This window comes from Cytobacillus sp. FSL R5-0569 (genome assembly GCF_038007265.1).
GTDB lineage: Bacteria > Bacillota > Bacilli > Bacillales > Cytobacillaceae > Cytobacillus > Cytobacillus kochii.
Genome location: NZ_JBBOWW010000001.1, coordinates 3,757,518 through 3,774,066, shown reverse-complemented (window position 1 = coordinate 3,774,066; position 16,549 = coordinate 3,757,518). Strand labels below are relative to the sequence as shown.

Sequence of the window (16,549 nt, the reverse complement as noted above, 5' to 3'; positions counted from 1 at the left end):
CTACTCCTTTAGAACTGCATCGATATATAAATTGGTGTTGATTAAACTTTCAGCAGCTTGAGAGATATACGGATAAACAAAATCTGCACCTACACCATAGCAGATAGAAAGAATGACTAAGATCACTGGAGCGATTAATAACTGCTTATAAGGAACTGTCTTTTCATTTGCAAATGTTTTTGGTTCGCCCCAAATGCCATTAATAAAGATTTTCATAATAGAGATGAGCACGAATAAGCTAGATGCTAACACAATTGCAGCGCCAATGAAGTGTTCAGATGAAAATCCACCTTGAACAATAAGGACTTTTCCAACGAAACCACTTAATGGTGGAATACCAGCTAATGCAAGTGCTGCAAGGAAGAATGTCCAGCTGAACCCTGGATAATTCTTTATTAATCCGCCCATTTGCTTTAAGTTATTTGTACCCGTAATGGTTGCCATTAACCCAACAAGTAAGAATAACCCTGCTTTGATAATCATGTCATGAATAAGATAGAATATTGAACCTGTTAAGGCATTTTCATTCATTGTACTTACACCGAACAGAATGATACCGACAGCAACAATAATGTTGTATATGATAATCTTTTTAACATCCCAATAAGCCAGTGCACCGATAATCCCAGTAATAATAGTTAAAATCGCTAAGATCATGATCACTTGTTGAACATATCCACCTTCTTCGTAAAAGAATAGGGAGTAAGTTCTAATAATAGAATATACACCGACTTTTGTGAGGAGTGCTCCAAAAATAGCCATTACAGGTGCTGGAGGTGCATAATAAGAGCCCGGTAACCAGAAGTATAACGGGAATATTGCCCCTTTCAAACCAAAGACGATGAGGAATATGATTCCAATAATCGTAATCACACCAGGTTGAGAAACCCCGCTTATTTCACTCACTCTCTCAGCAATATGGGCCATATTCAAAGTTCCTACGACCGAATAAAGGTAACCAACTGCAATGACGAATAAACCGGAAGAAATAACGTTAACTAAAATATACTTGATGGATTCTCTTAATTGAATTTTTGTTCCACCGAGTAGAATTAAAGCATAAGAAGACATTAACATGACTTCAAAAAATACAAAAAGGTTAAAAATATCGCCTGTCGTAAAAGCACCATTTACACCAACAATTAAAAATTGTAAAGCGGCATAAAAATGATATTTTTCACGATCTTCGCCAATTCCTTTAAATGAATAAATAATACATGCAAATGCGACGATACTCGTTGTTAATACAAGTAAAGATGATAACATATCAGAAACTAGGGTTATACCAAAAGGGGCATCCCAGTTCGATAAGTTTAATGTTTGTATACCGTCATTTTTTACCTGATTCACTAATAGTGCAGATAGAATGACTGTAGCAAAGGCTGATAGACCAGCAACCCACCTTTGAGCAATAACTGATTTATTTAAAAAGATCAGAATGACGGCGGTAATTAACGGAACTAGAATAGGGAGTATCAAAAAATTAATCATTGCCATCATTTCCTCTCAATTTCTCCATATTATCTGTGCCAAGTTCTTTGTATGAGCGATACCCTAATACTAGGAATAGAGCAGTAACTCCAAAAGCAATAACGATTGCTGTCAAAATGAGTGCTTGAGGAAGAGGGTCTGTATATGCGCTTGCTTCTTCACCCACTAAAGGTGGTGCACCTCTCTTCAAGCCTCCCATAGTTAATAAGAGAAGATGTACGCCATGACTTAATACAGTTGTCCCTAAAATGATTCGCACAACACTTCGTGAAAGCATCAAATAGGTTGCAGACATGAAAAGAATGCCGGCAATAAAAATCATTAGTATTTCCATTATTCATCATCTCCTCCTATCGTTTGAATAATGGACATCGTTACACCTACAACAACAAGATATACCCCTAGATCAAACAATGTCGCTGTATGCAAGTGAAGCTCACCTAAAATAGGTACATGAAGGTCTCCAAATGCATGTGTTAAAAAAGGTTTGTTGTAAATAAATGCACCTGCACCTGTTCCAATAGCAAAAACTAAACCAAGTGCAACCATATATAAGAAGTTGAATGGTAAAATATTTCTTACTGTTTGAAGGTCATAGGCTAAGAGTAGAAGCAGGATGGCGCCTGACGTTAATAAGCCGCCTACAAATCCGCCTCCAGGTGTATAATGTCCAGCAAAAAAGATATAAATGGAGAAAATCATGATGAGAAATAATAACACTTTCGTCATCGATTGCAAGATAACGTTACTTGTTTTCAATTTTCTTTCCTCCATTTCTCCTTAGCTTAATCAGACCGAAAATAGCTAATGCAGCAATACCTAACACGGCGATTTCAAACATCGTATCAAAGCCCCTAAAGTCAACTAAGATTACATTAACCATGTTCTTCCCAGCAGCTTCACTATACGTATTCTCAATATAATATTGTGAAATAGAATCAAATAGTTTCGTACTATGCGCTGTTAATCCAACTAAAATGACGAATAAGCCAACCCCTACTGAAATAATGGCATTTCGCACTTTCACTGGTACAGGATCGTCTGTCAATTTCTTCGGTAAGTGATAGAAGCAAAGTAAGAATAGTGATACAGAAATTGTCTCAATCACCAATTGAGTGAGCGCTAAATCTGGCGCTCTAAAAACGATGAATAGCAAGGCAACCATATATCCTATTGTTCCAGTTAGTAGAATAGAAACAATACGAGACTTAGTAAACAATAGAGCGATAGATGCAGCAGCCACAATAAATGTTAGTATTACTTCGTAGAATTCAATTGGCGCTAAATTATCAGTGCTAAAGGCGAAAGCGTCTAGCCCAAATAATGAACCAATAATAAGCACAACCATGAAAATAAACATATAGCTTAAATAATGGTTAATGGATCCTGACATTACATTGCGATTTAAGCTGTAAGAGCCTTTATACATTGAATCAAGTAACCCATCATAGAAGCGGTTAAGTGTAATTTTCTCCGGGAAAATACCATAAATGCCACGCCATTTATTTAATCCAAGGTACATTAGAATCCCAACAATAATAACACCGATTGTCATAAATAATTCTGTATTAAAACCGTGCCACATAGAAATATGAACATCAAACTCATACATAGGCATAATCGTTTCTATAGCAGGTACTAACAAAGGTTTTACGAGATTAGGGAAAAAGCCGATTACAATAACTAATGATGCTAAAATAATTGGAGAAATAAGCATACCAATAGGGGCTTCATGCGGTTTTTTCTCTAATTTCTCTGGTTGATATTTCCCTGTAAATGTTTTGAAAACAAGGATCATACTGTATATGAAAGTAAACACACTCGCAATCCAAGCAATAACTGGAATAATAATGCTCCAATCAAAATCCATATGAAGTGCATTAATCATACCAGTAAAGAACATCTCTTTGCTAAGGAAGCCATTGAATGGTGGTAACCCAGCCATAGCAAAGGTGCCAATTATAGCAATCGTAAATGTAATTGGCATGAGGTTCATCAAACCACCTAGCTTACGAATATCCCTTGTACCTGTTTCATGGTCGACTATCCCTACGACCATAAATAAACTTCCTTTAAAGGTAGCATGGTTCATCAAATGGAAAATTGCAGCAGTAGTTGCTACCATAAAATATTCAGGTTGTTCGTAATGCAGCGCAGCTGCTCCTACGCCTAATAAAGACATAATTAATCCAAGTTGACTTATGGTCGAAAAGGCTAGGATAGATTTTAGATCTGTTTGTTTGACCGCTGAGAAGGATCCCCAGAATAATGTGAACAATCCAAAAGCAATGATGAGCCCCATCCATAAAGTGTCTTCGGCAAAAACTGGACTCATTCTAGCTACTAGATAGATCCCCGCTTTAACCATTGTAGCTGAGTGAAGGTAAGCACTAACAGGGGTTGGTGCTTCCATCGCATCTGGTAACCAGATATGGAATGGAAATTGTGCCGATTTCGTGAATGCACCTAATAGAATACATAAAAGAGCGGCAACAAAAAGTGGGTGATCAATAATTGTGTCAGCTTGTGCGACAATTTCGGTAATACTGAACGTTCCGGTCATGTTATAGAGAAGGATGATTCCTCCCAACATAGCTAGTCCACCTAAAACGGTGATAATCATTGATTTTTGTGCACCATAACGTGATTTCTCTCGATTGTACCAATAGCCAATTAAGAGAAAAGATGAAAAGCTAGTTAATTCCCAAAACGCATAAAGGACAATTAAATTGTCTGATAAAACAACACCAAGCATTGCCCCCATGAACAGCAATAAATAAACATAGAATGTATTTAATTTCTCTTTCTGTTTAGAAAGATAGTAAATAGAATACAGAATAACTAACGAACCAATCCCAGTAATTAATAAAGCGAATAATAAACCTAGTCCATCCACTTTAACTGTGAAGTCAATTCCTAAAGAAGAGATCCATGAAAACGATTCCATTGTTACTTGTTTATTTGTTGTTTTAGAAATAAAACTACTGAAATAAATGAACAGCAGAATAGGAAGTGGTAGTATAAACCACCCTGTGTGTACTGACTTAATATTTTTATATATTAGCGGTACAAACACTGCGATAATAAATGGCGCAATAATCGCCAAATGTAACAGTGACAAGAAATTACCCCCTTTTGAAGAAAAAATCTGTGAATTGCAAGATAATGCAGAGAAATATGCTATTCATACTAAAGTTCAACAGCTACGGTAGTAATTATAACGTAAAAAGTTATCAGTTGCATTGAAGAAATCCTCTAGCAGTAGGTTTCCCCATAAACTTTATAAATAAGTAGAAACACGTCGATTTTTGGCAAAAATTTTTTAAATGAATAAAAAAACGAATAATTATACAAACTATTTTTAGGTGGTGGTTTGTAAATGTTTGGGAAAATAATAACTGCTATAGGCATATTTGCCATTATTTTCTGCAGTGCTTGGTTCGTTGAATCTCAGGAAATGTCAAATAAACTGAAGGCAGATCAATCTAAAAAGTATGAAAGTGAATGGAGTAATCTGGAAATAGAAGCGGATGTATCTGATTTTGCTCCGAGAGAGTACGTGAAAATTAGAGAAGTGTCTTGAGAAAATTTTCAAAAATACGTGGTAAATATGACTAATGAGACTTGGAAGGTCCGGGCAAATTTGACTTTGCTCGGATCTTTTTTATTTGAAATGATTACGAGATTATAATGAATAATGCAATCCTAATACGATGCATAACTTCTTTGGTTTATTTAGGTAAGGGGTTTTGGGGTTTTTCTGAAATGAGCGTACATCACATGAGAAATAAAAAGGTACATATTTGGGACAGTCAGGAATATGATGGAGTATATTTAGGTTTTAATTCAAATAACTGAAAAATAAAAAAATAGCATGCTATAATAACAATAAAGAGTACACGGAAAAATCCGTTTAAAGAAAGGATCTTTTCTTATTATTTACGTAAAAAGGGGGATCTCAGCTGATGGAAGGAGCAAGGTATTTATTTATTGATTTTGAATTTACAATGCCAGAACGGAATTGGAAAGGGTTTTATCCTGAAATCATTGAAGTGGGCTATATTTTGGTAGAGGGTGGAAACATCGTTGACCAGTTTTCATCTTATGTGAAACCAATTAAGTACCCTCATTTATCTAAAAGGTGTAGCTCGTTTTTGAAAATTTCTCAACAACAGGTTGATACAGGCATCACTTTTAAACAAATGCTAGACCAGTTTTCGAAAATACCAACTGTCTCCTCCTTAAAAATCGTTACATGGGGAAATATGGATATGAAGGTGCTGCGAAATAATTGTTTACATACGGAGTTACCGTTTCCCTTTGATGGTAAAGAAATAGATTTATCAATGGAATATAAACGATTCTTCGGTAATCAGAATCAGACAGGTTTATGGAGAGCTGTGCAAGAGTATGGAAAAGAAGGCACGGGGAAGCACCATAAAGCATTGGATGATGCCTTAACGACTTATCAGATCTTTAAGCTTGTGGAAAAAGATAAGCGCTATCTAAAGAAACCAAAGCCTGCTACAATCGGGGATGTCATAGATTTTTCTAAGCTGTTGAAGCAACATGTGTAAGGACTCAAAGTGAAATTGGGTCTTATTTTTTTGCATGTAAACCTGTTTTTAATATCAAACCTTATGCAAAAAAAGTGGTCAAGGTGCTGCTAAACTACGAATGAAAAAAGTCGCTGTTTTTACAGTACTGTTGCTAATCTACTCCACTTAATCCAGTACTAGCTTGCATTGGATTCATGGTGTGAGAGAAGGAATGACGGTTAGCAAGCCGAAGCGCACACATACTATTGAGAAAGCAAATATCAGAAAAGCAAAGGAGCTAACTAGAAATATGGAGTACAAAGAAATGCCCACATAAATGATTTCAAAATCAGCCAGAACTGTAGGCAAAAGAGATGGACTGTTAAGGGGTGTTTAAGTCCTAAATTACTCAATGTGATTTAGGACTCAATCTGTGACAGTTCGTTTAAAAACAATTATTTAAAATAGTCTTTTTCTAATGATTTTAAGTTCATTAAGCTTTTTTCTGCCCATTGCGTGTTTTTGCTAAGTAATTCTGCACGCATTTTTTCAATGGCTTCTTGAAGTGAATCTTGATAGTCGGGAATATCTTCGGTAAAAGGTTTCACCATTTTTAAAGGGACATTCGTTTGTTCCCTATATGCCAAGGCTCTTCTTTCTTGAAAGAAAACGCCGTCTACTTCTTTAGGATGGTGAAGATCACCTTGTGTAGGATGCTTCAGCACTGCTAAGACCCTTACCAAATAACTTTGCGGACGGATGTCTGTGATTTCTCCAATATATTTCCCTGTTTTGTATATCCCGGTAACTTTATCTCCAATATTTAATTCACTCATTGATGTACCTCCTAACAATTGATCTTGCCTATATTATGAATGAGAAAGAAATGAAAGACAATCCATAAAACAGATAGATAGGCTCTTTACAAAGCGGTACAATATTAAAATAATGGTAGTATAATACATATGCTTGGGAGTGAGAAAATGAGAAAAAAATGGTTTGTTTTATTTGCCACGCTTCTTTTATTACTTGCTGGTTGTGGTGAGAATAACGATACAACTGATGCAGACAAAGAGGACAAGTCAACAGCAGAGGAAAAAACACAAGAAGATGATACAGGCGAAGCTGCTAAAGTAAAAGGTTTCCCACAGCTTTCCAATGAAGTAGGGGAAAATGAGCAAGTCGTTAAGTTGGTAACATCATTAGGCGAAATTACGATTAAACTTTTTCCCGATATTGCACCAAAGACAGTAGAAAACTTTATCACTCATAGTAAAGAAGGCTATTATGATGGCGTTATCTTTCATCGTGTTATGAAAGAGTTTATGGTCCAAGGTGGAGACCCTGAAGGCACAGGACTTGGTGGAGAAAGTATTTACGGGGAATACTTTGAGGATGAATTCTCTAATCAATTATTTAATATTCGCGGTGCCTTATCGATGGCTAACAAAGGTGCTGATACAAATGGTAGTCAATTTTTCATTGTTCAGAATACAACATTAGGGGATGGCCTAGAACAACAGATGAAAGATAATGAATATCCAGCTGAAATTATTGAGAAATATGTGGAAAGTGGTGGAACGCCATGGCTAGATGGGCGTCATACTGTTTTTGGACAGGTGATAGATGGAATGGATATTGTTGATGATATTGCACAAGTAGAAGTAAATGAAAACGATAAACCAGTAGAAGACGTGATTATTGAGAAAATACAAGTCATCGAATAAAGGTTGGTATAGATTACATCGACTGTTATAATAAGGATATCAACGAAAGTAAGAAAGGAACATAGCCGTGCTTCAAACTTATGTGTTTTCTTTATTTCTTTATTTTCCAGAAGACAAGACAGAATATATTCCGGCCGTTATATGGTTAGTTGCCTTTATGATTCTCGCAGCATTTGTAATGAGATGGTTTATTCACCACTCAAAAAAAGAGAGTGAAAAAACACGCGAACTCGAAGACCAATTAAAACAAAAAAGTAAAAACTCTTCTGTTGATTGAAGACAACTTTCATGTTTGTAAACTTTTCGACAACCACTTTGAGTAGTGGTTGTATTTTTTTTGGATTGGGAAAAGCTAAGTGCATGATTTTCTTTTTGGAGGCTTTCTTTATGAATAAGAAGATAGTTTATTTATTATTTAGTCTATCTGTTTTATTAATGGGTTGTACAGAACAGGAAGTAAAAAAGGTAGATGTAGAGATGTTTAACGCAGTTGGGGATTCTCTTGGTAAGGTTAAATTAGAAGAGCAAGCCAGTGGGGTCAAGTTAGGGTTAGATTTAAAAGGTCTGCCACCTGGGGATCATGCTATTCATATCCATGAGAAAGGTGAGTGTGAGGCTCCTGACTTTAAATCGGCTGGTAATCACTTTAATCCCGAAGATAAAGATCATGGTTTACTGAATCAAGATGGTCATCATGCGGGTGATTTACCTAATATTATTGTGGAAGATGATGGGAAAGTGAAGACAGACTTAGTTGCAGCTGAAGTTACAATGAAAGATGAAAAGTCTTCATTATTAACAAAAGATGGTACATCTATTGTCATTGATGAAAAAACAGATGATGGAATGACACAGCCTTCTGGCGACTCCGGGGAAAGAATTGCCTGTGGAGTGATTTCGAAAGACAAAGAACCAAAGCAGAAAGAAGCACAAAATAGTAAGAGTTAACCAATATTATATGAATGGAAGAAAGAACAAATTCTGGAAGGAATTTGTTCTTTTTTATTGCTTAGGAAACGAAAAAAAACTAGGCTGGTTTATCGATGGAAGAGAGTAAACCATTAAGTGAGCGAAGTGAGTCATAAGTTTTTTAAAATAAAATTTATGAAAATCATTGCGTGAATAAAAGTAAGAATATTATGTAAAAAAGCATATTTATTTTATAGTAAATATGCTTTAATAGGTTAAAGGGAGGGACCTTTATGAAGCTACTAGAAAATAATGTAGTACAACTGATTCCAATGGAAACTTGTCATATTGAAGGGATAAGCAAGGCAGCGAAAGACGAGTCAATTTGGACACATATGTCAGTGGATTTAACCCAATATAGTGACGTCGTTACATATGTTGAAGCGGGTATCAAAAAGCGTGAAGAAGGAAGAGAGTTCCCTTTTGTTATTTTTAATAAAAAGGAGCAGCAAATTATTGGCTGTACCTGGTTTTTAGATGTGGATCTTACCCATAAAAGGTTAGAAATCGGTTCAACATGGCTTCATCCTCATTATTGGCGAAGTGCAATCAATACAAATTGTAAATACCTTTTATTGTCTTATTGTTTTGAAGAACTGAAATTTAATCGAGTACAAATAAAAACAGGCCATGAGAACCTCCAATCACAAAAGGCAATTGAGAGAATAGGTGCTAAGAAGGAGGGAATATTACGTAATCATATGATTCGTAGGAATGGAGAAATTCGTCACACAGTGATGTATAGTGTGACAATAGAAGATTGGCTAGAAATAAAAAAGCATATAGAAGAGAATTTATTGAAATAAAAAAACATGTCGGAAATAGTTTTTCGGACATGTTTTTACAGAATCCTTATGAAAATGCTGTTTTTAAACGGTGAAGTCCATCCATAAGTATATCATGAGGGCAGGCGATGTTCATACGGACAAACCCTTCACCACCTGGGCCATATTTTGGTCCTGGCTCTAATCCAAGTTTTCCTTTCTTTACAAGCTTTTGCTGAATGTCATCATCAGTTAAGCCGAGTTTACGACAATCTAGCCAGATTAAATACGTCCCTTCTGGATCAACGACATCAATATCAGGCAATTCTTTATCAATAAAACTTTTTACACTCTGGATATTTTGTTGTAAATATGAGAGTAAAGCTTCTAACCATTCTGCTCCATGGGTATAAGCAGCTTCCATGCCGACCATTCCAAAGATGGATAATTGATGGAAGCCTTGTCTTGCTTGAAAATCTTCAAATTTTTTCCTTAATGTCTCATTTGGAATAATAAGGGCGGATGCTTGCAACCCAGCAATATTAAAAGTTTTCGTTGGTGCAATGCATGTAATCGTCTGGCCTCTCAGTTCCTCGCTTAAGCTAGCGATAGCGACATGTTTTTTTGGCTTATAGACGAGGTCTGCATGAATTTCATCTGATAGGATTAAGCAATCATAAGCGATACATAAGTCACCGATCTTCTGTAAATCTTCTTTTGACCACACATTTCCTCCTGGATTATGAGGATTACAGAGAATAAACATTTTCGCCCCTTTTTTGAGTTGCTGTTCAAAGTCATCAAAATCAATTTTGTAATGTCCATTAACAAGCTTAAGTGGAGAACGTAAAACTTTACGATGATTACTTTCAATGACATTTGTGAATGGTGGATAAACAGGGGTATGTATTAATATATTGTCCCCTTCTTCTGTATAGGTCTGTACGACCGCTGCCAAAGATGGAACCACACCGGTATTGTATAATATGGACTGCAGGGGAATATCCCAGCCGTGATGAACACTTACCCAATCCTTGATTGCTTTTGGTAAGGATGGGGACGCAAATGTATAACCATAAATTCCGTGATCTAAACGTTTTTGTAGTGCATTTGTTACCTCTTTAGGCGGTTTGAAATCCATATCTGCGACCCACATTGGAAGGACGTCTTCTTCTCCAAAAACCGTTTTGGTCAATTCCCACTTCACTGATGACGTATTTTTACGATCAAAAATTTCATGAAAATATTGATTTTCCACTTCTATCCCACCATTTCTTTATTTATCGATTTCTATCTATATGATAAGATATGTAAACATAAATGAAAAATAATAAGGTGAATGTATAATGAATACACAACAAATGAATCTATTGTTAGTAGATTGTTTAAATGATTGGGACCCATTTCAAATCGGTACAGGCAATTACGATACGGAAATAGCTGATATCCTCCAAATAGTACAAACTGTTGACGATACTAATGAATTGGCCCATAACATCCAAGCTATATATGAATTCTCTTTTGATGAAGTAATTCCTCTTGCTCAATGTAAAAAATACGCGAAGAAACTCCTGGTTATAAAAAATAATAGTTCTTGCGAGATTGAATGAATGGGTGAAGGAATAAAAATTATCTCACCCCACCATTCTCTTTTTTCTGTAAATATTGTTCGATAATTGCTACAATCTCCTCAGGCTTTTCTTCGGGTATAAGATGTCCTGCCTGCTTAAGGATATGTAATTCGCTATGCGGTAGGTCTCCCTGTAACCTTTGACCGATAGAGAGAGGGACCACCTTGTCTGCCTCCCCCCATATGAGTAAACAAGGAGTGTTAATTGTTTTTAATAAGGTCTCATCCAAATCTCCCTCCCGGTCACGTATCATTCTCGCTAAGGAATAGAAGATATCCTTGTTTAAAAATGGTTCTAGATAACCATCCCTCATGGCATCATCAATCATTTCTTTTTCATATACAACGTTGTTTAAGTTTTTTTCTACACCTGATTTCTCAAGATATCTTTTTACAAAATGAGAAAAGAAAGGTAGGTGACTTGCGTAAACATACTTTGCTGGCATTTTCGGTAGATAAGAAGAGCTACATAATAAGACTACAGCCTCGAGCAAGTCTGGTCTTTGATGAGCAATGTTTAGGCAAATTTGTCCTCCCATTGAATGCCCAACCATCACGATTTGTTGAATAGATAATTTTTCAAGAAGTAAAATAATAGTTGAAGCAATATTTTCATAAGAGTAGATAAACTTTTTTGCTTTTCCGCTCTTCCCAAATGGTGGGAGGTCAATTGTGAGTACTGTATTTTCTTTTTGTAGCAATGGTATGAGCTTTCGAAAACTAAAACTGGAAGAAAGAAACCCATGCAATAATACAAATGATTGTTTAGGGGTTGGGTGTGGGTAATATTCATAATAAAAGTCATTTCCATTTAGAAGCATTTTATCGTTTGGCAATGGTTGTCCTCATTTCTTTACAGTGATGTAAGGTGTTACTATAAGTCATATCATTCGTGGCCATTACTTACAAGGAGAAACATTGTATTTTCGGCATAAAATAAAAAATAGGCAATCCTATAACAGATTGCCTTCAACAAAGGGGGAATTCTAGAAAGACTTACAATACAAGCCTTTCCGAATACCTACATGTTTATACGTAAAAATTGGAAATAGTTTCATTCGTATCCTGTTGATGAAGCATAGGATGGTTCAACTCGTTCTGATTTTGAAGGTCAACTTGTGGATTTGTAATAGTTGATACTGGGATGTCCAATATTGTACATAGCTTGAGGATTGTTAGCGTATCTGGGGTGGAAATACCTGACTCATATCTTTCGATTACTGCACTACCTACCCGCGCTCTTTTTGCAAGTTCAAATCTTGTTAACCCATGTTGTTCACGGACTAAGCGAATGTTTTCACCAATGTGATTCATTTTTATCCCCCCTTCTATATTTTATTTTACCACCAATAAACTTTTTTAATGGATAATTGTATGAACATTTCGTTAATTAATTGTGACTATTTATTGACTATCCATTTTACTTTTGATATTAGCTACAGAGTATGATATAATTTTTTATTGCGTATATAAACGATAAAATATTAATAATTAGGAGTGTTCCCATGTCAGAGAAAATTGAAGTAGGCAGCGTGATTACTGGTAAAGTAACAGGTATTCAACCTTATGGTGCCTTTGTTGCATTAGATGAAAATACACAAGGACTTGTTCACATTTCAGAAGTTACTCATGGCTTCGTTAAAGATATTAATGAACATTTAAGTGTTGGAGATGAAGTACAAGTAAAAGTACTTTCTATTGATGAAAATGCCGGAAAAATCGGTCTTTCTATTCGTGCAACACAAGAAGCACCAGCTCCAACAGAAAAAGAGAAAAAACCTCGTAAGCGTCCAAATAATCCTGTAGCTCAAAAAGTAGAGGATAATGGTAGCCAAGGTTTCAATACACTAAAAGATAAGTTGCAAGAGTGGATTGCACAATCTGAGCGTGAAGATTTAATCAAAAAATAAGCTAGTTCAGCTTCATAGAAGACACCGGGAAATCTCGGTGTCTTTTTTTTTGTTGAATGAAAGAATCATTTAGTTTCTTGGGAGAAACAATTACAGAGAGGCATTTATTTTATTTTTTAAAATAAATAAAAAAAGATGTATTCTTTGCAATCCTTAGTAAAAAAAATGATAATAACAAAAAAGGAAGGTGATAGAATGGAGAATTTTACATTTTGGAATCCAACGAGATTGATTTTTGGTAAAGGTGAACTTAGTAAATTAAGTGAAGAGATTTCTCCTTTTGGCCGTAAGGTGCTGGTAGTTTATGGTGGTGGAAGTATTAAAAGGAATGGTCTATATGATAAGGTAATGAATGAGCTTGAGAAAATGGATGCAGAAGTGTATGAACTAGGTGGGGTTGATCCAAATCCTCGTGTCTCTTCTGTTCGTGAAGGTGTGAATATTTGCCGCGAGAAAGAAATTGATTTCATTCTAGCTGTTGGTGGTGGGAGTGTTATCGATTGTACAAAAGCTATTGCGGGGGCAACGAAATTTGCTGGTGATGCTTGGGATATGGTGACAAATAAAGTAAGAATGGAAGAAGCGATTCCCTTTGGTACTGTCCTTACATTAGCTGCAACGGGTTCTGAAATGAATTCTGGAGCGGTCATTACTAATTGGGAAACACATGAAAAATTGTCTTGGGGAAGCCCAGCTGTATTCCCTCAATTTTCAATTTTAGATCCAGAACATACATATTCAGTGCCAAGAGACCAAACGATTTATGGCATAGTCGATATGATGTCTCATGTACTTGAGCATTATTTCCATTTGGAAGAAAATACGGACTTTCAAGATCGTATGTGCGAATCTCTCTTAACAACGATAATGGATACAGCTCCAAAACTAATAGATGACTTAGAAAATTATGAGCATCGTGCGACCATTTTATATAGCGGTACAATGGCGTTAAACGGTATTCTCAATATGGGTTATAAAGGAGACTGGGCAACGCATAATATTGAACATGCCGTTTCGGCAGTCTATGATATCCCTCATGGTGGCGGTTTGGCCATTTTATTCCCTCATTGGATTAAGCATACATTACATGCCAAGCCTGAGAGAATGAAACAATTAGCAATAAGAGTGTTTGAAGTCGATCCAACAGGTAAAACAGATGAGGAAGTCGCATTAGAAGGGATTGCTCGTTTAAGACTGTTTTGGAACAGTATTGATGCACCAGAACAATTATCAGATTATGGTATAGACGATAGCAAACTAGAAGATATGGCAAATAAAGCCGTTCATAATGGTCCTTTTGGTCGTTTTCAAGTATTAGATAAAGAGGATGTTCTTTCAATCTATCGTTCAGCATTATAAGGAAGAAGCTCTCGTGTGAAACGGGAGCTTTCTTTATAGGTTCTTATCATATTTGGGTTTAATGGAAATGTGATCACCTGGTATGAGTTTGCTTTATACAAGCATAGTAAAAAATGTGAAGGATAATTTGGCTTATGCACGAGTGATGGGTTATAAACCTTATTTTTGGAAATGATGTAATCATGAACTATATAACGGTTAAACTGGTTGTGCAAACCGTCGGTGGCGAAGACTGATTCTTGAAAAATTCCTTGTCTTTCGATAAAGTGATAGAGGACTATTGATTCATGAAATACATAAGCGGAGGAATAACGATGACTCATATACAGTTTGATTATACGAAAGCGTTTAGCTTTTTTAGTGAGCATGAATTATCATACTTAAAAGGAGCGGTAACAGCAGCGCATACCGCTATAGAAAATAAAACAGGAGCAGGTCATGAATTCTTAGGGTGGGTAGATTTACCGAAAAATTATGATCGCGAGGAATTTGCAAGAATTCAACAGGCAGCAACAAAAGTCAAGCAAGATTCTGATGTTCTTTTAGTAATCGGAATTGGTGGTTCTTACCTTGGCGCAAGAGCTGCTATTGAGATGTTACAACATAGTTTTTATAATGCTCTTTCAAAAGAAAAAAGGAAAACACCTCAAATCGTTTTTGTAGGCAATAATATTAGCTCAAGTTATATACATGATGTCATCGATTTATTGGAAGGTAAAGACTTTTCTATTAATGTCATTTCTAAATCTGGAACAACGACAGAACCAGCAATTGCCTTTCGTTTATTTCGAAAAATATTAGAAGAGAAATATGGCGTAGAGGAAGCTAGAAAACGAATTTACGCTACCACTGATAAAGAAAAGGGCGCGTTAAAAACATTAGCGAATGAAGAAGGCTATGAGTCATTTATTATTCCGGATGATATTGGTGGAAGATACTCTGTGTTAACAGCCGTTGGATTATTACCAGTTGCCGTTGCGAATATTGATATTAATCAAGTAATGGAGGGGGCTGAAGCCGCTCGTAAAGAGTTAAGTTCTGCCGATATAGAAGAGAATATCGCATATCAATATGCAGCAGTAAGGAATGTCCTTTATAATAAGGGCAAAACAATTGAAATGCTTGTTAATTATGAGCCGGGGTTACAATACTTTTCAGAATGGTGGAAGCAATTATTTGGTGAAAGTGAAGGAAAAGATCAAAAAGGAATTTATCCTTCATCTGCCAATTTTTCTACTGATCTTCATTCACTTGGTCAATATGTGCAAGAAGGTAGAAGAGATTTATTTGAAACAGTTATTAAAGTGAAGAAACCACGACATGAAGTGAAAATTGAAAACCTTGAAAATGACTTAGATGGTTTAAACTATTTAGCTAATCAATCGATTGATTTTGTGAATCATAAAGCATTTCAAGGAACAATGCTTGCCCACACAGATGGAGATGTACCTAACCTCATTGTAACGATTCCAGCAATGGATGCATTCACTTTTGGTTATCTTGTCTATTTCTTTGAAAAAGCTTGCGCTATTAGCGGGTATTTACTTGGGGTGAATCCATTTGACCAACCTGGTGTGGAAGAATATAAAGTGAATATGTTTGCATTGCTAGGTAAACCAGGTTATGAAGAGAAGAAAAAAGAGCTTGAAGAACGCTTGAAATAAAAGCCTTCAACTCTTAATGGTCTAATAAGTAAACATAAAACAATTGTATATGGCTGATTGACCACAATTCATGCATAAAGTCTATAGATCAGCCATATATTTTTGAGATTTTATCAATCATAAGGTTTCTATGTCCAAGATTAACTTGTATTTCTTCAAATGATACCCAGCCTCTTTTCATATAACCTTCAATATCTCCTTTTAGGTATGTTAATCAACAATTTTTACATTCTCCTCTAAAATATATGCTCTTATTTTTAAAAAAATAAGACCTGGTTGGTCTTAGATGCTACTTTCCATCCACCGAGCACTTCCTTGCTTCGATACTGAAAGTCCGAATAGGTCATAGATAGAGAAATGCCCTAGGTTGTTTTCGTTTACTAGATAAGCGTACCGAAACATAAGATCAGTAAATGAAGATCAGTAAATGAAATACATATTGGCTATGGGTTTGTTTATCCCGGTATCGGTATTTATAGCGTGAAGGGTTTATATTA

Annotated in this window: 18 protein-coding genes; 10 read left to right on the top strand and 8 right to left on the bottom strand. The window is 35.8% G+C overall.

From position 1 onward, the window contains the following. The 4 genes from MKX78_RS19095 to MKX78_RS19080 are packed head-to-tail and all read right to left on the bottom strand — an operon-like array spanning position 1 to position 4,612. Complete coding sequence (locus tag MKX78_RS19095) at positions 1-1,491, bottom strand: Na+/H+ antiporter subunit D (protein ID WP_095373614.1); 1,491 nt, start codon at positions 1,489-1,491, stop codon at positions 1-3. Further along, positions 1,484-1,825, bottom strand: coding sequence for a Na(+)/H(+) antiporter subunit C (locus tag MKX78_RS19090; RefSeq protein WP_095372064.1), 342 nt, complete (start codon positions 1,823-1,825; stop codon positions 1,484-1,486). The genes MKX78_RS19095 and MKX78_RS19090 overlap by 8 nt, the downstream gene beginning before the upstream one ends. Beyond that, entirely contained in the window at positions 1,825-2,265 is a 441-nt protein-coding gene (locus MKX78_RS19085) for a Na(+)/H(+) antiporter subunit B (protein WP_180316937.1), read from the bottom strand. The genes MKX78_RS19090 and MKX78_RS19085 overlap by 1 nt, the downstream gene beginning before the upstream one ends. Continuing rightward, positions 2,237-4,612, bottom strand: coding sequence for a Na+/H+ antiporter subunit A (locus MKX78_RS19080; RefSeq protein WP_095372066.1), 2,376 nt, complete (start codon positions 4,610-4,612; stop codon positions 2,237-2,239). The genes MKX78_RS19085 and MKX78_RS19080 overlap by 29 nt, the downstream gene beginning before the upstream one ends. Positions 4,613-4,870: 258 nt before the next feature. Here MKX78_RS19080 and MKX78_RS19075 point away from each other — a divergent pair, with 258 nt between their 5' ends. After that, on the top strand, positions 4,871-5,074 hold the full coding sequence (locus MKX78_RS19075) for a hypothetical protein (RefSeq protein ID WP_095372067.1): 204 nt from the start codon (positions 4,871-4,873) through the stop codon (positions 5,072-5,074). Positions 5,075-5,453: 379 nt separating this feature from the next. Next, the gene (kapD, locus tag MKX78_RS19070) at positions 5,454-6,068 is read left to right on the top strand and encodes a 3'-5' exonuclease KapD (RefSeq protein ID WP_095372068.1); all 615 of its coding nucleotides are present in this window, start codon (positions 5,454-5,456) and stop codon (positions 6,066-6,068) included. A 416-nt stretch (positions 6,069-6,484) separates the two neighbouring features. Here kapD and MKX78_RS19065 read toward each other — a convergent pair whose 3' ends face one another. Further along, positions 6,485-6,865 carry a kinase-associated lipoprotein B gene (locus MKX78_RS19065; RefSeq protein WP_095372069.1) on the bottom strand — a complete coding sequence of 127 codons (381 nt, stop codon included), beginning with the start codon at positions 6,863-6,865 and terminating at the stop codon, positions 6,485-6,487. Between the two features lie 147 nt (positions 6,866-7,012). On the opposite strand from MKX78_RS19065, the gene MKX78_RS19060 reads away from it, so the two are divergent. From MKX78_RS19060 to MKX78_RS19045, 4 genes are all read left to right on the top strand, one after another. Continuing rightward, the gene (locus tag MKX78_RS19060) at positions 7,013-7,756 is read left to right on the top strand and encodes a peptidylprolyl isomerase (RefSeq protein ID WP_095372070.1); all 744 of its coding nucleotides are present in this window, start codon (positions 7,013-7,015) and stop codon (positions 7,754-7,756) included. Between the two features lie 67 nt (positions 7,757-7,823). After that, positions 7,824-8,033 carry a hypothetical protein gene (locus MKX78_RS19055; protein ID WP_095372071.1) on the top strand — a complete coding sequence of 70 codons (210 nt, stop codon included), beginning with the start codon at positions 7,824-7,826 and terminating at the stop codon, positions 8,031-8,033. 110 nt (positions 8,034-8,143) lie between these two features. Beyond that, positions 8,144-8,704, top strand: coding sequence for a superoxide dismutase family protein (locus tag MKX78_RS19050; RefSeq protein WP_095372072.1), 561 nt, complete (start codon positions 8,144-8,146; stop codon positions 8,702-8,704). A 254-nt stretch (positions 8,705-8,958) separates the two neighbouring features. Then, positions 8,959-9,531, top strand: a complete 573-nt coding sequence (locus MKX78_RS19045) for a GNAT family N-acetyltransferase (RefSeq protein ID WP_095372073.1) — start codon at positions 8,959-8,961, stop codon at positions 9,529-9,531. Positions 9,532-9,577: 46 nt separating this feature from the next. Here the strand turns inward: MKX78_RS19045 and MKX78_RS19040 are convergent, their stop codons facing one another. After that, entirely contained in the window at positions 9,578-10,747 is a 1,170-nt protein-coding gene (locus tag MKX78_RS19040) for a MalY/PatB family protein (RefSeq protein WP_095372074.1), read from the bottom strand. 88 nt (positions 10,748-10,835) lie between these two features. On the opposite strand from MKX78_RS19040, the gene MKX78_RS19035 reads away from it, so the two are divergent. Next, on the top strand, positions 10,836-11,099 hold the full coding sequence (locus tag MKX78_RS19035; RefSeq protein WP_095372075.1) for a DUF1871 family protein: 264 nt from the start codon (positions 10,836-10,838) through the stop codon (positions 11,097-11,099). Positions 11,100-11,118: 19 nt separating this feature from the next. On the opposite strand, the gene MKX78_RS19030 is transcribed toward MKX78_RS19035, so the two are convergent. Together MKX78_RS19030 and MKX78_RS19025 are read right to left on the bottom strand one after the other, a co-directional pair. Next, positions 11,119-11,955 carry an alpha/beta fold hydrolase gene (locus MKX78_RS19030; RefSeq protein ID WP_233435204.1) on the bottom strand — a complete coding sequence of 279 codons (837 nt, stop codon included), beginning with the start codon at positions 11,953-11,955 and terminating at the stop codon, positions 11,119-11,121. 193 nt (positions 11,956-12,148) lie between these two features. After that, on the bottom strand, positions 12,149-12,433 hold the full coding sequence (locus MKX78_RS19025; protein ID WP_095372076.1) for a helix-turn-helix domain-containing protein: 285 nt from the start codon (positions 12,431-12,433) through the stop codon (positions 12,149-12,151). A gap of 191 nt (positions 12,434-12,624) precedes the next feature. On the opposite strand from MKX78_RS19025, the gene yugI reads away from it, so the two are divergent. The 3 genes from yugI to MKX78_RS19010 all read left to right on the top strand — a co-directional run bounded on the left by yugI (position 12,625) and on the right by MKX78_RS19010 (position 16,052). After that, positions 12,625-13,029 (top strand): S1 domain-containing post-transcriptional regulator GSP13, encoded by a 405-nt coding sequence (gene yugI / locus MKX78_RS19020; RefSeq protein WP_095372077.1) that lies wholly within the window; start codon positions 12,625-12,627, stop codon positions 13,027-13,029. A gap of 195 nt (positions 13,030-13,224) precedes the next feature. Continuing rightward, on the top strand, positions 13,225-14,388 hold the full coding sequence (locus MKX78_RS19015) for an iron-containing alcohol dehydrogenase (protein WP_095372078.1): 1,164 nt from the start codon (positions 13,225-13,227) through the stop codon (positions 14,386-14,388). A 314-nt stretch (positions 14,389-14,702) separates the two neighbouring features. After that, positions 14,703-16,052: a glucose-6-phosphate isomerase gene (locus MKX78_RS19010; protein ID WP_095372079.1), complete on the top strand. Its 1,350-nt coding sequence runs from the start codon at positions 14,703-14,705 to the stop codon at positions 16,050-16,052. Positions 16,053-16,549: the final 497 nt, after the last annotated feature.

What these genes read in the sequence shown, in the direction of transcription:
- MKX78_RS19095 (WP_095373614.1), bottom strand. Translation starts at nt 1,491, where the DNA reads ATGATTAATTTTTTGATACTCCCTATTCTAGTTCCGTTAATTACCGCC.
- MKX78_RS19090 (WP_095372064.1), bottom strand. Translation starts at nt 1,825, where the DNA reads ATGGAAATACTAATGATTTTTATTGCCGGCATTCTTTTCATGTCTGCA.
- MKX78_RS19085 (WP_180316937.1), bottom strand. Translation starts at nt 2,265, where the DNA reads ATGGAGGAAAGAAAATTGAAAACAAGTAACGTTATCTTGCAATCGATG.
- MKX78_RS19075 (WP_095372067.1), top strand. Translation starts at nt 4,871, where the DNA reads ATGTTTGGGAAAATAATAACTGCTATAGGCATATTTGCCATTATTTTC.
- MKX78_RS19065 (WP_095372069.1), bottom strand. Translation starts at nt 6,865, where the DNA reads ATGAGTGAATTAAATATTGGAGATAAAGTTACCGGGATATACAAAACA.
- MKX78_RS19060 (WP_095372070.1), top strand. Translation starts at nt 7,013, where the DNA reads ATGAGAAAAAAATGGTTTGTTTTATTTGCCACGCTTCTTTTATTACTT.
- MKX78_RS19050 (WP_095372072.1), top strand. Translation starts at nt 8,144, where the DNA reads ATGAATAAGAAGATAGTTTATTTATTATTTAGTCTATCTGTTTTATTA.
- MKX78_RS19045 (WP_095372073.1), top strand. Translation starts at nt 8,959, where the DNA reads ATGAAGCTACTAGAAAATAATGTAGTACAACTGATTCCAATGGAAACT.
- MKX78_RS19035 (WP_095372075.1), top strand. Translation starts at nt 10,836, where the DNA reads ATGAATACACAACAAATGAATCTATTGTTAGTAGATTGTTTAAATGAT.
- MKX78_RS19025 (WP_095372076.1), bottom strand. Translation starts at nt 12,433, where the DNA reads ATGAATCACATTGGTGAAAACATTCGCTTAGTCCGTGAACAACATGGG.
- yugI (WP_095372077.1), top strand. Translation starts at nt 12,625, where the DNA reads ATGTCAGAGAAAATTGAAGTAGGCAGCGTGATTACTGGTAAAGTAACA.
- MKX78_RS19015 (WP_095372078.1), top strand. Translation starts at nt 13,225, where the DNA reads ATGGAGAATTTTACATTTTGGAATCCAACGAGATTGATTTTTGGTAAA.
- MKX78_RS19010 (WP_095372079.1), top strand. Translation starts at nt 14,703, where the DNA reads ATGACTCATATACAGTTTGATTATACGAAAGCGTTTAGCTTTTTTAGT.